15 protein-coding genes are annotated in these 13954 nt (G+C 70.8%); all 15 read left to right on the top strand.

Annotated elements, in window-relative coordinates:
- The first annotated feature begins 15 nt into the window (after positions 1-15).
- The 15 genes from dop to ABD369_RS07690 all read left to right on the top strand — a co-directional run bounded on the left by dop (position 16) and on the right by ABD369_RS07690 (position 13933).
- A complete protein-coding gene (gene dop, locus ABD369_RS07760; RefSeq protein ID WP_344635498.1) occupies positions 16-1527 on the top strand; it encodes a depupylase/deamidase Dop in 1512 nt (503 codons plus the stop codon).
- Positions 1528-1700: 173 nt separating this feature from the next.
- Complete coding sequence (locus ABD369_RS07755) at positions 1701-1919, top strand: ubiquitin-like protein Pup (RefSeq protein WP_280699658.1); 219 nt, start codon at positions 1701-1703, stop codon at positions 1917-1919.
- 188 nt (positions 1920-2107) lie between these two features.
- On the top strand, positions 2108-2947 hold the full coding sequence (gene prcB, locus ABD369_RS07750) for a proteasome subunit beta (protein ID WP_344635497.1): 840 nt from the start codon (positions 2108-2110) through the stop codon (positions 2945-2947).
- A 67-nt stretch (positions 2948-3014) separates the two neighbouring features.
- Positions 3015-3764, top strand: a complete 750-nt coding sequence (prcA, locus tag ABD369_RS07745; protein WP_344635496.1) for a proteasome subunit alpha — start codon at positions 3015-3017, stop codon at positions 3762-3764.
- Between the two features lie 165 nt (positions 3765-3929).
- Complete coding sequence (pafA, locus tag ABD369_RS07740) at positions 3930-5291, top strand: Pup--protein ligase (RefSeq protein WP_344635495.1); 1362 nt, start codon at positions 3930-3932, stop codon at positions 5289-5291.
- Positions 5292-5410: 119 nt separating this feature from the next.
- Entirely contained in the window at positions 5411-6391 is a 981-nt protein-coding gene (locus ABD369_RS07735; RefSeq protein WP_344635494.1) for an FKBP-type peptidyl-prolyl cis-trans isomerase, read from the top strand.
- Between the two features lie 156 nt (positions 6392-6547).
- The gene (locus ABD369_RS07730; protein WP_344635493.1) at positions 6548-7855 is read left to right on the top strand and encodes an FKBP-type peptidyl-prolyl cis-trans isomerase; all 1308 of its coding nucleotides are present in this window, start codon (positions 6548-6550) and stop codon (positions 7853-7855) included.
- Positions 7856-7992: 137 nt separating this feature from the next.
- Positions 7993-8367 carry an FKBP-type peptidyl-prolyl cis-trans isomerase gene (locus ABD369_RS07725; RefSeq protein ID WP_344635492.1) on the top strand — a complete coding sequence of 125 codons (375 nt, stop codon included), beginning with the start codon at positions 7993-7995 and terminating at the stop codon, positions 8365-8367.
- 136 nt (positions 8368-8503) lie between these two features.
- The gene (locus ABD369_RS07720) at positions 8504-9493 is read left to right on the top strand and encodes a helix-turn-helix transcriptional regulator (RefSeq protein WP_344635491.1); all 990 of its coding nucleotides are present in this window, start codon (positions 8504-8506) and stop codon (positions 9491-9493) included.
- Between the two features lie 64 nt (positions 9494-9557).
- A complete protein-coding gene (locus tag ABD369_RS07715) occupies positions 9558-10514 on the top strand; it encodes a helix-turn-helix transcriptional regulator (RefSeq protein ID WP_344635490.1) in 957 nt (318 codons plus the stop codon).
- Positions 10515-10532: 18 nt separating this feature from the next.
- Positions 10533-10766, top strand: a complete 234-nt coding sequence (locus ABD369_RS07710) for a hypothetical protein (protein ID WP_344635489.1) — start codon at positions 10533-10535, stop codon at positions 10764-10766.
- Between the two features lie 166 nt (positions 10767-10932).
- Positions 10933-11145: a hypothetical protein gene (locus tag ABD369_RS07705; RefSeq protein WP_344635488.1), complete on the top strand. Its 213-nt coding sequence runs from the start codon at positions 10933-10935 to the stop codon at positions 11143-11145.
- A 131-nt stretch (positions 11146-11276) separates the two neighbouring features.
- Entirely contained in the window at positions 11277-11540 is a 264-nt protein-coding gene (locus ABD369_RS07700; RefSeq protein WP_344635487.1) for a Sec-independent protein translocase subunit TatA, read from the top strand.
- Positions 11541-11609: 69 nt separating this feature from the next.
- Positions 11610-12545: a twin-arginine translocase subunit TatC gene (gene tatC / locus ABD369_RS07695; protein WP_344635486.1), complete on the top strand. Its 936-nt coding sequence runs from the start codon at positions 11610-11612 to the stop codon at positions 12543-12545.
- Positions 12546-12685: 140 nt separating this feature from the next.
- On the top strand, positions 12686-13933 hold the full coding sequence (locus ABD369_RS07690; protein WP_344635485.1) for an NAD(P)/FAD-dependent oxidoreductase: 1248 nt from the start codon (positions 12686-12688) through the stop codon (positions 13931-13933).
- The last annotated feature ends 21 nt before the right edge of the window (positions 13934-13954 follow it).

Here is a 13954-nt window from a genome sequence, read left to right as displayed (position 1 = left end):
GGCAAGGAGGGCCGCATGACCGTACGGCGCGTGATGGGGATCGAGACCGAGTACGGCATCTCGGTACCGGGGCACCCCAACGCCAACGCCATGCTCACCTCGTCCCAGATCGTCAACGCGTACGCGGCGGCGATGCACCGGGCGCGGCGGGCTCGCTGGGACTTCGAGGAAGAGAATCCGCTGCGCGACGCCCGGGGCTTCGACCTCGCGCGGGAGGTCGCGGACGCCAGCCAGCTCACCGACGAGGACATCGGCCTCGCCAACGTCATCCTCACCAACGGCGCGCGGTTCTACGTCGACCACGCCCACCCCGAGTACAGCTCACCCGAGGTGACCAATCCGCGCGACGCGGTGCTCTGGGACAAGGCCGGGGAACGGATCATGGCCGCGGCCGCGCAGCGTGCCCTTGAACTCCCTAACGGGCAGAAGATCCACCTGTACAAGAACAACACGGACAACAAGGGCGCCTCCTACGGCACCCACGAGAACTACCTGATGAAGCGGGCGACCCCGTTCGCCGACATCGTCCGCCACCTCACCCCGTTCTTCGTCTCCCGCCAGGTGATCACCGGCTCCGGCCGGGTGGGCCTGGGCCAGGACGGCTCGGCCGACGGCTTCCAGATCAGCCAGCGGGCGGACTACTTCGAGGTGGAGGTCGGCCTGGAGACCACGCTCAAACGTCCGATCATCAACACCAGGGACGAACCGCACGCCGACGCGGAGAAGTACCGCCGGCTGCACGTGATCATCGGGGACGCCAACCTCTCCGAGATCTCCACCTATCTCAAGCTGGGCACCACCTCGCTGGTGCTGGCGATGATCGAGGACGCCTTCATCGCCGTCGACCTGGCGATCGACCAGCCGGTCCGCACCCTGCACCGGGTCTCCCACGACCCCTCGCTGACCCACCTGATCACGCTGCGCAGCGGCCGGAAGCTCACCGCGGTCCAGCTCCAGATGGAGTACTGCGAGCTGGCCCGGAAGTACGTCGAGGACCGCTACGGCCAGGACGTCGACGACCAGACCAAGGACGTCCTGGCCCGCTGGGAGGACGTGCTGGGCCGCCTGGAGCGCGATCCGATGAGCCTGTCGCGGCAGCTCGACTGGATCGCCAAGAAGGAGCTGCTGGAGGGCTACCGCCAGCGGGACGGCCTGGACTGGGACAGCCCCCGGCTGCACCTGGTCGACCTCCAGTACAGCGACGTACGCCCCGACAAGGGCCTCTACAACCGCCTGGTGGCCCGCGGCCGGTTCGAGCGGCTGCTGACCGACGAGGAGATCGCCGAGGCCGTCGCCAAGCCGCCGGAGGACACCAGGGCGTACTTCCGCGGCCGGTGTCTGGAGCAGTACGCCGAGCACGTGGCGGCGGCCTCCTGGGACTCGGTCATCTTCGACCTGCCGGGGCGCGACTCGCTCCAGCGGGTGCCCACCCTGGAGCCGCTGCGGGGCACCCGCAACCACGTCAAGGAACTGCTCGACCGCTGCCGCACCGCCGAGGACCTGCTCCGGGTGCTGGCGGGCGGCTGAGACGTCCGGTGACCTCCGGATCACCATGGGTGAATGCTTCCCGGATGGGAATCATCCGGGGGAGCGCGGAGCGTTGAAGTAGCACTGGGCGCGGGATCCGCACCCGGTGGATAGGGTCTGACCAGCAACACCACAGACCAGCCGTGCGAGACGAATCGAGCGGGGTGAGGGAAATGGCGAGCAAGGACACCGGCGGCGGCCAGCAGCGGGCGAACCGCTCCTCCGAGGAGGTCGAGGAGCAGGCCGCCGAAGCGCAGCAGTCCGAGGACCTCAAGGAACGCCAGGAAAAGCTGAGCGATGACGTCGACGCGGTTCTGGACGAAATCGACGACGTCCTGGAGTCGAATGCCGAGGATTTCGTGCGGCAGTTTGTCCAGAAGGGTGGCCAGTGACGTCAAGGCCCGTCGTCGAATGGCGGGCCTGACGTGGTTTACCTGAGAGTCCGCATTCGCGCGTAATGGGCCACCGAGGCCCGTTGCGCGCGAATGCGCTGATAATCGGACGCACCCGGGATGTGGTTCGGCGCCACGGAACGGGTAAGGTCCGGGGCATCCGAAACGATCTACTTGGAAGGAATCGAGTGGAAGCCAACACTGGTGGCACCGGGCGTCTACCGGCCGCCTTCCTCACCCCCGGGTCCTCGTCGTTCCTCGACTTCCTGGCACAGCACCAGCCCGAACTGCTCCCCGGGCGCCGAAGCCTGCCAGAGGGCATCGTGGAAGCGCCGCACGGCACCACCATCGTCGCCGCGGTCTTCGAGGGCGGCGTGGTGATCGCCGGCGACCGCCGGGCCACCATGGGCAACGTGATCGCGCAGCGGGACATCGAGAAGGTCTTCCCGGCGGACGAGTACAGTGCGGTCGGCATCGCCGGCACCGCGGGCCTCGCGGTGGAGATGGTCCGGCTGTTCCAGCTGGAGCTGGAGCACTACGAGAAGATCGAGGGCACCGGCCTGTCCCTGGAGGGCAAGGCCAACCGCCTCACCACGATGATCCGGGGGAACCTCGGGATGGCCATGCAGGGCCTGGCCGTGGTCCCGATCTTCGCCGGCTACGACCTCGACCTCGGCCGGGGCCGGATCTTCAGCTACGACGTCACCGGCGGCCGCTCCGAGGAGCGCGGGTTCGCCGCCACGGGCTCGGGTTCGATGTTCGCCCGCGGCTCGATGAAGAAGCTCTACCGCGACGGAATGACGGCCGATCAGGCCGCCACCCTGGTGGTCCAGGCGCTGTACGACGCGGCCGACGACGACTCCGCGACCGGTGGTCCCGACTTCGCCCGCAAGATCTTCCCGATCGTCTCGCAGATCACCGAGGACGGCTTCCGCAGGCTGTCCGAGGAGGAGGTCGCCGAGATCGCGGTCTCGATCACCGACCAGCGCCTGGAGCACCCCAACGGCCCGCAGGCCCCGCTCCTCTAGTCCGCCGAACCCTCCCTCCGGTCCACCACGGACCGGAGGGGCACACACCGAGAAGGGACGACCGCCGGTGTCCACGCCGTTCTACGTCTCCCCCCAGCAGGCCATGGCGGACCGCGCGGAGTACGCCCGCAAGGGCATCGCGCGCGGCCGCAGCGTGGTCGTGCTCACCTACGCCGACGGCATCCTCTTCGTCGCCGAGAACACCTCCCGGGCCCTGCACAAGGTCTCCGAGATCTACGACCAGATCGCCTTCGCCGCGGTCGGCCGCTACAACGAGTTCGAGAACCTGCGCATCGGCGGCGTCCGCTACGCCGACCTGCGCGGTTACTCCTACGACCGGGCCGACGTCACCGCGCGCGGTCTGGCCAATGTCTACGCCCAGACGCTGGGCACCATCTTCTCCTCGGTGGGCGAGAAGCCCTACGAGGTCGAGCTGATCGTCGCGGAGGTCGGCCGCACCGCCGACGAGGACCAGATCTACCGGCTCACCCCGGACGGCTCGGTGGTCGACGAGAAGAACACCGTGGTGGTCGGCGGCAACGCCGACTCCATCGGCAACTACATCGGCCAGCGCCACCGCACCGGGATGACCCTCGCCGAGGCCCTCAAGGTGGCCGTCGAGGGCCTCGCCAGGGACCCCAACGGGGGCACCCCGCGCACCCTCACCACCGAGCAGTTGGAGGTCGCCGTGCTCGACCGCCAGCGCTTCCAGAAGCGCAAGTTCAAGCGCATCCTCGGTGGCCAGCTCAGTCGGCTGCTGAACGGCGACGAGAGCGCCGCCACGGAGGAGGACGCCGCCGGCGAAACGGCGGAGTGATGCGGCAGCGGGAGTCCCGTGCGGTCCGACGGCCGTGCGGGACTCCCGTGTGCCTGCGGCCAGTTGAAGGCTTCTCGTGGTCGGATTGCCGCCCCGGCCTCCGGCCGGGGATGCCCCTTGTCCCGCAAGGGTTTCGGATGGCTCCCGGAAGAGAAAAGATGCCTCATGGACCGCCGAATTTTCGGGCTGGAGAATGAGTACGGTGTCACGTGTACGTTCCGGGGACAACGACGACTGTCTCCGGACGAGGTGGCCAGGTACCTCTTCCGCCGCGTAGTCTCCTGGGGCCGCAGCAGCAACGTCTTCCTGCGCAACGGCGCCCGCCTCTACCTCGACGTGGGATCGCACCCCGAGTACGCCACACCCGAGTGCGACGACGTCGTCGAGCTGGTCACCCATGACAAGGCGGGCGAACGCATCCTCGAAGGTCTCCTCGTGGACGCCGAGCGGCGGCTGCACGAGGAGGGCATCGCCGGGGACGTCTACCTCTTCAAGAACAACACCGACTCGGCCGGCAACTCCTACGGCTGCCACGAGAACTACCTGGTGGCCCGGCACGGCGAGTTCTCCCGGCTGGCCGACATCCTGATCCCGTTCCTGGTCACCCGCCAGCTGGTGTGCGGCGCGGGCAAGGTACTGCAGACCCCGCGCGGCGCGGTGTTCTGCGTCAGCCAGCGGGCCGAGCACATCTGGGAGGGCGTCAGCTCGGCGACCACCAGGTCCCGTCCGATCATCAACACCCGCGACGAGCCGCACGCCGACGCCGAGCGCTACCGCCGGCTGCACGTCATCGTCGGCGACTCCAACATGTCGGAGACCACCACCCTGCTCAAGGTCGGCGCCACCGACCTGGTGCTGCGCCTGATCGAGGCCGGGGTGGTGATGCGCGATCTGACCCTGGAGAACCCGATCCGGGCGATCCGCGAGGTCAGCCACGATCTCACCGGCACCCACCAGGTCCGGCTCGCCAACGGCCGGGAGGCCAGCGCGCTGGACATCCAGGAGGAGTACTTCACCAAGGCGCTGGACTTCGCCGACCGCAAGGGCATCAACACCGGCACGGTGGCCCGGGTGCTGGACCTGTGGGGCCGGACCCTGGAGGCCGTGCGCACCGAGGACCTGGCCAGGGTCGCCACCGAGATCGACTGGATCATGAAGTACAAGCTCATCGAGCGCTACCGCGAGAAGCACCAGATGACCATGTCCCACCCGAGGGTGGCTCAGATCGATCTGGCGTACCACGACATCCACCGCCGGCGCGGCCTGTTCTACCTGCTCCAGAACAAGGGGCAGGCGCAGCGGGTCACCAACGACCTGAAGACCTTCGAGGCCAAGTCGGTGCCGCCGCAGACCACCCGGGCCCGGCTGCGCGGCGACTTCATCCGGCGGGCGCAGGAGCAGCGCCGGGACTTCACGGTGGACTGGGTGCACCTGAAGCTGAACGACCAGGCGCAGCGCACGGTCCTGTGCAAGGACCCGTTCCGGTCGGTGGACGAGCGGGTGGAGAAGCTGATCGCGGGGATGTGAGCCGCGGCCTGCTGACGACGGATCAGGGTGGCGACCGGATGGCCGGTCCGATCGCCATCCCCGAGTCCGTGCGCTGTGTCTGCGCGGTGCTGGACGGATCGGGCCATAGTCTGACCGTTATGCGTCGAATCGCCGGTTTGCTGGTAGTCCTTCCCCTTGCGCTGCTCGCCGCCTGCAGCGGTGGGACCTCCTCGTCGGGGGCCTCGCCCAGTGCCTCGCCCTCGGTGGCCCCGGTGCCGAGCCCGGTCGCCTCCGCCTCCCCGATGCCGACGGTGGCCGGGGACTTCGGGAGCAAGGCGAACATCACCATCCCGCCGGGCCAGCCGAGCGGGCAGTTCGTGGTGAACACGCTGAGCGAGGGCGAGGGTGCGACGGTCGCCAAGGGCGACTGGGTGACGATCAACTACACCGCCAAGGACTGGACCTCCGGCAAGGACGTCGGCAGCTCCTACGACGCCAACCAGAAGCCGCAGCTGTTCCAGGCCGCCAGCGGCCAGTTGGTGCCGGCCTTCGACCAGGGGGTGCTCGGGCACAAGGTGGGCAGCCGGGTCCTGGTGGTGGCCCCGCCGGCGGCGGGGTTCGGGGCCAAGGGCAACCCGACGCTCGGGGTGAACGCCGGGGACACGGTGGTCTTCGTGCTGGACGTCATGCAGGCGGTCCCGCAGGACTCCACCATCGCCGGGGCGATCACCGAGCCGCCGGCCGGCATGCCGCAGGTCAAGGACAACGGGAAGGCCGCGCCGACGATCACGGTGCCGGCCGGCCAGGCGCCGCCGACCGATCTGCAGAAGGCCGTCCTGGTCAAGGGCGACGGCAAGCAGGTCCAGGCCGGGCAGACCGTCGTGGTCCAGTACACCGGGGTGCTGTGGAGCAACGGCCAGCAGTTCGACTCCTCGTGGAGCCACGGCGGCGCCCAGGCGCTGCAGGTGGGCACCGGGAGTCTGATCAAGGGCTGGGACCAGGGGCTGGTCGGGCAGACGGTGGGCAGCCGGGTGCTGCTGGTGGTGCCCCCGGCGCTCGGCTACCAGAGCCAGTCGCAGGCCGCGGTGCCGCCGAACTCGACGCTGGTCTTCGTGATCGACATCCTGGAGGCGGTCTAGACCGCACTGCCCCGTCACCCCGATGGTCGTAGCCTCGACGGGAGTGGGCAGCAGAATCACCCGGCCTCATGGTCACCTGACATACTGCTGCCCTTCCGCATGTGGTATGAGTCGTCAGGCCCTGGTGAGGGGGCGGCGTGGGATGGACGGGGAGTCATGACTGAGAACACTTCGGGCCAGGGCGCGGGCACGGCGAGCGGCGGCGCGGCCGGCGACCCGGCCGCCTCGCGGCCCGGCGGCCCGCTGCCGGGCAACGGTGAGTCGATCGTGGTGCCGCCGTCGGTCCTGGCGCAGCAGGCGGGCTGGGGCCAGGACCCGCCACGGCAGGCCCCGAGCGGGGGGCAGGGTGAGCAGGCGCCGCAGGTGTTCGCCTCCACCGTGCGCAAGAAGGAGATCGACGAGTCCGGGTACGACGAGAACCCGGGCTCGGCCGGCAAGCTCGGGGTGATCCTCGGCACGGTGCTCGCGGTGCTGCTGGTCGGCAGTGGTGTGACGCTGTACCTGACCGACAAGTCGGGCTCGTCCAGCGGCTCCCAGGCGGCCGACTCCACGCCCACCTCCGCCGCGCCGACGACCGACCCCGTTCCGCCGGTCAAGGACAGCGCCAAGGTGCTGCCGACGGTCTCGGGCGACTTCGGCAAGAAGGCCACCATCGACCTGCCCACGGAGGCGGCCGACGGCAGCTTCGTGGCCAAGCAGCTCACCGAGGGCGACGGCCCGAAGGTCGAGAAGGGCAACTGGGTCTCGGTCGACTTCACGGCCAAGGACTGGACGACCGGCAAGGACATCCAGGGCACCTACGAGAAGGGCAAGCCGCAGCTCTACCAAGCCGGTGCGGGCCAGCTGATCCCGGCGCTGGACAGTGTGGTGGCCGGGCACAAGGTGGGCAGCCGGGTGCTGGTGGTGGCTCCGCCGGCCGCGGCGTTCGGCGCTCAGGGCAACAGCTCGATGGGTGTCGGCGCCAAGGACAACCTGGTCTTCGTACTGGACATCCGGCAGGCGAACGCCCCGGACGCCACGCTGAGCGGCGACATGGCCGAGCCGCCGGCCGGGATGCCGAAGGTGAAGGACAACGGCAGGAAGGCCGCCGACATCACCCCGGTGCCGGGCGCGCCGGACCCGACCGAGCTCAAGTCGGCGGTGCTGATCCAGGGCAAGGGCCACAAGATCGAGGCCGGCGAGAAGGTCCTGGTCCAGTACACCGGCGTGCTGTACAAGGACGGCAAGAAGTTCGACTCCTCGCTGGACCACGGCCAGGCGTTCAGCTTCGTCACCGGTGGCGGCAACGTGATCGAGGGCTGGGACAAGGGTGTGATCGGCCAGAACGTCGGCAGCCGGATCGAGCTGGTGATCCCGGCCTCGCTGGGCTACAAGGACAAGGCCATGCCCTCCATCCCGGCGAATTCGACACTGGTCTTCGTGATCGACATCCTGGATGCGGGTGTCGGCGCGGCCGACAACTAGAAGACAATGGTCCGGTGACCTGCGCGGGGCGACCCGCCGCAGGTCCTGACCTTAGTGGGCGGCGGGAGCTCGTACGGTGGGTCCGTACGGGCGACTGCCGCTCATTCACGTACAGCACCGAACGAGAAGAGTCTGTTGTGAGCAAGCTCGAAAAGCCGGAGATCGACTTCCCGGGCGGCGAGGCGCCGACCGAACTGCAGATCCGGGACATCAAGGTCGGTGACGGTGCCGAGGCCAAGGCAGGCGCCATGGTCGAGGTTCACTACGTCGGTGTCACCTTCGAGACCGGCGAGGAGTTCGACGCCTCGTGGAACCGTAACCAGACCTTCCGCTTCCCGCTGGGTGCGGGCCGCGTCATCAAGGGCTGGGACCTCGGCGTCCAGGGCATGAAGGTCGGCGGCCGCCGCGAGCTGGTCATCCCGGCTCACCTGGCCTACGGCAACCAGTCGCCGAGCCCGCTCATCCCGGCGGGTTCGACCCTGATCTTCGTCGTCGACCTGCTCGGCGTCTGATCAGCTGAATCAGGGCCGCACCCCGGTTCGCGGGGTGCGGCCCTGAGCCGTTTTCGCGACCGGCTTTTGCGGTGAGTGCCCGGACCGGTACGGTCGGGTCGGCCAGATCTTGAATGTCGCCCAGGAAGGGTCAGCGATGGCGATCGCCAAGGCAGAGCGGCTGATGAACCTAGCCCTGTGCCTGATGAACACCAGACGTCCGCTCTCCAAGAAGGAGCTGCGGGAGTCCATCGAGGCCTACCGCGAAGCCTGGCAACAGGGCAGCGAGGACGCCTTCAACCGGATGTTCGAGCGGGACAAGGACGATCTGCGCGAACTCGGCCTGGTCATCGACGTGGACGAGAGCGCCCTGGACGGCGAGATCGGCTACCTGGCCCGCCGCGACCGCAACCGGCTGCCCGAGATCGCCCTGGACGCCGAGGAGGCCGCCGCGCTGACGGTCGCCGCCCGGGTCTGGCAGCAGGCCAAGATGTCCGGCGCGGCCAGCGGTGCGCTGCAGAAGCTCCGTGCGGCCGGGGTGCCCTTCACCGAGGACACCGAGCCCGACACCCTGCAACCGCGCATCCCGGCCCGCGAGGCGGCCTTCGAACCGCTGCTGGTCGCCGCCCGCGACCGGCGGCCGGTGGTCTTCGAGTACCGCAAGGCCGGCGCGGCGGCCGCCGAGCAGCGCTCGGTCGAGCCCTGGGCGCTGGAGTGCTGGCGCGGCCACTGGTACCTGGCCGGCTGGGACCGGGACCGCGGCGCCGCCCGGGTCTTCCGGCTCAGCCGGATCACCGGCAAGGTCCGCTCCCGGGCGGGCTCCTTCACCGGTGTCGTCCCCGAGCACGTGGACGTCCGCGCCGTGGTCGCCTCCTTCGCCGGCGAGGGCGCCACCGCCACCGCCACCGTACGGCTGCGCCGCGGTGCGGGCTTCCCGCTGCGCACCAAGGCGCTGAACACCCGCCAGGTGGACGACGGCTGGGACGAGCTGGAGATCCCGTACGGCAACGGCCTGGGGGCCGACCTGGCCGAGTTCGGGCCCGACCTGGTGGTGCTCGGGCCGGAGGAGCTGCGGGCGGATGTGGTCGACCGGCTGCTGGCGGTGGCTGGTCTGAAGAACCTCGACGAGGCGGGAGCGCACGCATGAGCGGGCGAGTCGGAGTGAGGTGCGCATTGAGCGAGGCGAGCGCCGGGTACGGCGAGGTGGACGTATGAGCAACGCGATCGACCAGACCCGGCGGATGCTCTCGCTGGTCACCTACCTGCGCGAGCGTCCCGGGGCCGAGGTGGCCGAGGTCGCCCGGGCCTTCGGGATCACCGAGCGTGAGCTGATCAACGACCTCAACGTGCTGCCGATGTGCGGCACCAGCTTCCGCGGTGGCGACCTGCTCGACATCGACACCGACGGCGAGCGGATCTGGTGGCACAACGTCGACGACGTCGCCCAGCCGCTGCGGCTGGCCGCCGACGAGGCGACCGCCCTGCTGGTGGCCGCCCGCGCGGTGGCCGGGCTGCCCGGACTGCGCGAGCGCGACCGGCAGGCACTCACCAGGGCCGTGGCCAAGATCGAGGACGCCGCCGGGGAGAGCGCCGAGTCCAGCGCGCGGGTCGGCGTCACCTTCGAGGCCGAGGGCCGGGTCTTCGCCGACATCGACCGGGCGCTGAGCGAGGGTCGGCTGATCTGGCTGCGCTACTGGTCGCACGGCCGCGGCGGGATGACCGAGCGCGAGGTCGACCCGATCCGGCTCGTCACCGAGGGCCACACCTACCTGGAAGGCTGGTGCCGCACCTCCGAGGACCGGCGGGTCTTCCGGCTCGACCGGATCGCCGAGATCAGGGTTCTGGACGAGCCCGCCGACCCGCCCCGGCTGGAGCCCCGCGACCTGTCCGCCGGGCTGGTCAACCCCGCCGCCGACGACCCCGAGGTGGTGGTCGAGGTCGGTCCCGGCGGCCGCTGGGTCGCCGAGTACTACCCCCACGACGCCGCCGAGGAACTCGCGGACGGCGGGCTGCGGATCACCCTGCGCAGCGCCGACCCGGCCGGGCTGCGGCCGCTCGCCCTGCGACTGGGCCGCGAGGGCCGGATCGTCTCGCCGCCCGAGCTGGCCGAGCAGGCCAGGGGCGCGGCGCTGGCCGCGCTGAAGCTCTACCGGGAGGGGCAGGGCTGAGCGGTGGCGGACGGAGCGGTGGGAAACGCCGGAACCAGGTTCAAGGTCTACTGCTCGCACTGCCGGGAGAAGGTGGAGCTTCCCGCGGCGGATTTCCGGCTGGCGCTGGGCGCCAGCAAGGAGCGCACCTTCTACAGCTTCACCTGTCCCGAGTGCGGGACGGCGGTGCGCAAGCCCGCAGGGGAGAAGATCGTGGCCGCGCTGATGGGGGCCGGGGTGAGCACCATGCGGCTGCTCACGGTCGAGGGCTGAGGCCCGCAGGGGCACCTGGCCGGCCCTCGGCACGGCCGCCCGCTCGGTCGTACGGGACCCCGGGGCGCGGGGAGCCGCGTGGTGGCCCTTCACACAGGCGTGGGGAGGGCGGCGCGGTTCCCCCCGCGCCCCTTCCGGTGACACCGAGCGGGTAGAGTCGATCGGCGTGTCATGGACCATCGTTGCCGCCGTTCTCCTGGCCACCGCAGGCCTGCTCGTCCTCGGGGTGCTCGCCTGCCGGCTCTGGCTGGACGTACGGGCGCTCGCCCGGGAGGTGGACACCGCCTCGCGGACGCTGGCAGCGGCGGCCGGCGAGCTGGGCGGGCTGTCGCTCGGGGCGCCGGACGGGGCCGTGCAGCCCGCCGGGGAGCGGGGCTAGCCCGAGCGGCGGGTGGTCTGGACCTCGGTCGGTACCGGACGGGTGGCGGGGTTTGTCCGGGCGACATCCGCAGGAGCTACCATCGCCCGGAGTAGGGGAGTGCTGCCCCTGCGGGAGAGGTGGTCGCACACATGAGGATCTCGCCGGTCGCGTTCCTGCTGCTCGTGGTCTTCGCCTTCGCCCTGTTCGGCGGCAAGCGGTTGCCCGACCTGGCGCGTGCGCTGGGCAGGTCGATGCGGATCCTGAAGAGCGAGACCAAGGCGATGTACCGGGAGGGCCAGGAGGCGCCGGCCGCGCAGCCCGCGGTGGAAGCGCCGCGGACGATCAAGGCCGCCCCGGGCGACTCCGCCGGCTCCCGGCCGGTCACCGGGCAGGGCCCCGGCCGCCAGGACTGAGCAGACGGCACACTTACTAACCGGAGCCCGTCGCCCGGCGGGCTCCGTCGCACGAGTTGAGGACCGGGGTTGAGCAAGTCTTCGAAACCGCCCAAGGACCCCGAGGGCCGGATGGCCCTCGCCGACCACCTCCGTGAGCTGCGGAACCGGGTGGTCAAGTCGGCCCTGGCCATCGTGCTGTTCACGATCATCGCCGCGATCTACCACCGGCAGCTCGAGTCGTTCCTGATGGAGCCGCTCCCGCGGTGCAACACCCCGGAGGAGGTGGCGCACTTCCACGGCAAGTGCGCCCAGATCTCCACCATCGGTCTGACCACGCCCATCGGCCTGGTCATCAAGGTCGCGCTCACCGCCGGTGTGGTGGCCGCCGTCCCGGTCTGGCTGTACCAGCTGTGGGCGTTCGTGGCTCCCGGTCTGCACCGGCACGAGCGGCGGTACGCGATCGGCTTCATGGCCGGCGGTGCCCCGCTGTTCCTCTCGGGCGTCGTCGTCGCCTACCTGCTGCTGCCGACCACCGTGCAGGTGCTGATCTCGTTCAGCCCCAACGGCACCACCCCGATCCTGCCGCCGGAGAACTACTTCGACATCGCGCTGCGGATGGTGCTGGTCTTCGGTCTCGCCTTCGAGTTCCCGCTGCTGCTGGTGATGCTCAACTTCGGTGGTGTGGTCAGCGGCAAGCGCCTGCTCGGCTGGTGGCGCGGCATGGTGATGGCGATCACCGTCTTCGCCGCCTTCGCCACCCCCAGCGCCGACCCGGTCAGCATGCTGGTGCTGGCCGCGCCGATCTGGGGCCTGTACTTCCTCGCGGTGGGCATCGCCCTGCTCAACGACCGCCGCCGGGCCCGCCGCAACCCCGATGCCGATCTGGACGACGACGAGGCCTCGCAGCTGGACCTGACGGCCGCCCCGGTCGAGGTCGCGGAGTCGGTCGCCGCCTCGGCCGCGCCCGCTCCGCCCGCGCCCCTCCCCGCCGCCCGCGAGGAGCAGATGGACGACATCACCTGATCCCCGCGCCAACCGGGCCCGCTCAAGGCCCCGGACCGCCCAGCTCGGCGGTCCGGGGCCTTCCGCTTGCCGCGATGCCCGGCGGCCCGTTGTCTTTGCGCACCCTTGGCAGGACGTACGCCATGTGACATATTACTGCCGTGCTCACCAGACACCCCCACGACGTCGTGGTGGTCGGCGCCGGAGTGGTCGGCGCCGCCTGCGCGTACTACGCCACGCTGGCCGGACTCTCCGTCGCCGTGGTCGACCGCGGCCCGGTCGCGGGCGGCACCACCGGCGCTGGCGAGGGCAACCTGCTGGTCTCCGACAAGGAGCCCGGGCCCGAACTCGACCTCGCCCTGCTCTCCGTCCGGCTCTGGCGCGAGCTCGCCGAGTCCGAGGACGGGCCGGGCGGGCCCGCCGGGAAGGGCGGGACGTTGGGGGAGCGGATCGAGTACGAGCCCAAGGGCGGTGTCGTGGTCGCCTCGAACGAGTCCGGGATGGACGCGCTGCGGGCCTTCGCCGCCGGACAGCGGAAGGCCGGGGTGACGGCCGCCGAGATCGCGGGTGGGGAAGTTCACGAGCTGGAGCCGCATCTTGCTCCCGGGCTGGCCGGCGGCTTCCACTACCCGCAGGACGCCCAGCTCCAACCGGCCCTGGCGGCGGCCCGGCTGCTGCGGGCGGCCCGGCGGGCCGGGGCCGAGGTGCGTCTGGGGGAGACGGTGGCGGCCGTCCGGGCCGGCCGGGACGGATCGGTCCGCGGTGTCACCACCGACCGGGGCCGGATCGACGCCCCCGCCGTGGTGAACGCCGCCGGGACGTGGGGCGGCGAGGTCGCCGCGCTGGCCGGGGTGGCCCTCCCCGTCCTGCCCAGGCGCGGCTTCGTGCTGGTGACCGAGCCGCTGCCGAGGATCGTCCGGCACAAGGTGTACGCCGCCGACTACGTCGCGGACGTCTCCAGCGCGTCGGCCGCACTGCAGACCTCCGCCGTGGTCGAGGGGACACCCGCGGGCCCGGTGCTGATCGGCGCCAGCCGGGAGCGGGTGGGCTTCGACCGGACCCTCTCCGTCGAGGTGCTGCGGAGGCTGGCCGGCCAGGCCGCCGCGCTGTTCCCGGTGCTCGCCGGGGTCATGGTGCAGCGGGCCTACCGGGGCTTCCGCCCGTACCTGCCGGACCATCTGCCGGCGATCGGGGCCGACCCGAGGGTGCCCGGTCTCTACCACGCCTGCGGCCACGAGGGTGCGGGAATCGGGCTCGCACCCGCCACCGGCCTGCTGATCAGTCGCCAACTTGTCAATGAGGAGCCGGAGTTGGACATGGAGCCGTTCCGGGTCGACCGTTTCGCCGGGGAGTCCGGGGAGTCCGGGGAGTCCGGGGAGTCCGGCGGGCCTGGGGCCTCCCATGGCTGAACCGGACCACCCGCCGAGGAT

The sequence above is a fragment of the Kitasatospora cystarginea genome, from assembly GCF_039533515.1.
Lineage (GTDB): Bacteria > Actinomycetota > Actinomycetes > Streptomycetales > Streptomycetaceae > Kitasatospora > Kitasatospora cystarginea.
Note: the sequence above shows the minus strand (reverse complement) of the source record. Positions and strands in the feature narration are given on the sequence as shown.

Coding starts and splice junctions, on each gene's coding strand:
- dop (WP_344635498.1), top strand. CDS start 16: ATGACCGTACGGCGCGTGATGGGGATCGAGACCGAGTACGGCATCTCG.
- ABD369_RS07755 (WP_280699658.1), top strand. CDS start 1,701: ATGGCGAGCAAGGACACCGGCGGCGGCCAGCAGCGGGCGAACCGCTCC.
- pafA (WP_344635495.1), top strand. CDS start 3,930: ATGGACCGCCGAATTTTCGGGCTGGAGAATGAGTACGGTGTCACGTGT.
- ABD369_RS07735 (WP_344635494.1), top strand. CDS start 5,411: ATGCGTCGAATCGCCGGTTTGCTGGTAGTCCTTCCCCTTGCGCTGCTC.
- ABD369_RS07730 (WP_344635493.1), top strand. CDS start 6,548: ATGACTGAGAACACTTCGGGCCAGGGCGCGGGCACGGCGAGCGGCGGC.
- ABD369_RS07720 (WP_344635491.1), top strand. CDS start 8,504: ATGGCGATCGCCAAGGCAGAGCGGCTGATGAACCTAGCCCTGTGCCTG.
- ABD369_RS07715 (WP_344635490.1), top strand. CDS start 9,558: ATGAGCAACGCGATCGACCAGACCCGGCGGATGCTCTCGCTGGTCACC.
- ABD369_RS07700 (WP_344635487.1), top strand. CDS start 11,277: ATGAGGATCTCGCCGGTCGCGTTCCTGCTGCTCGTGGTCTTCGCCTTC.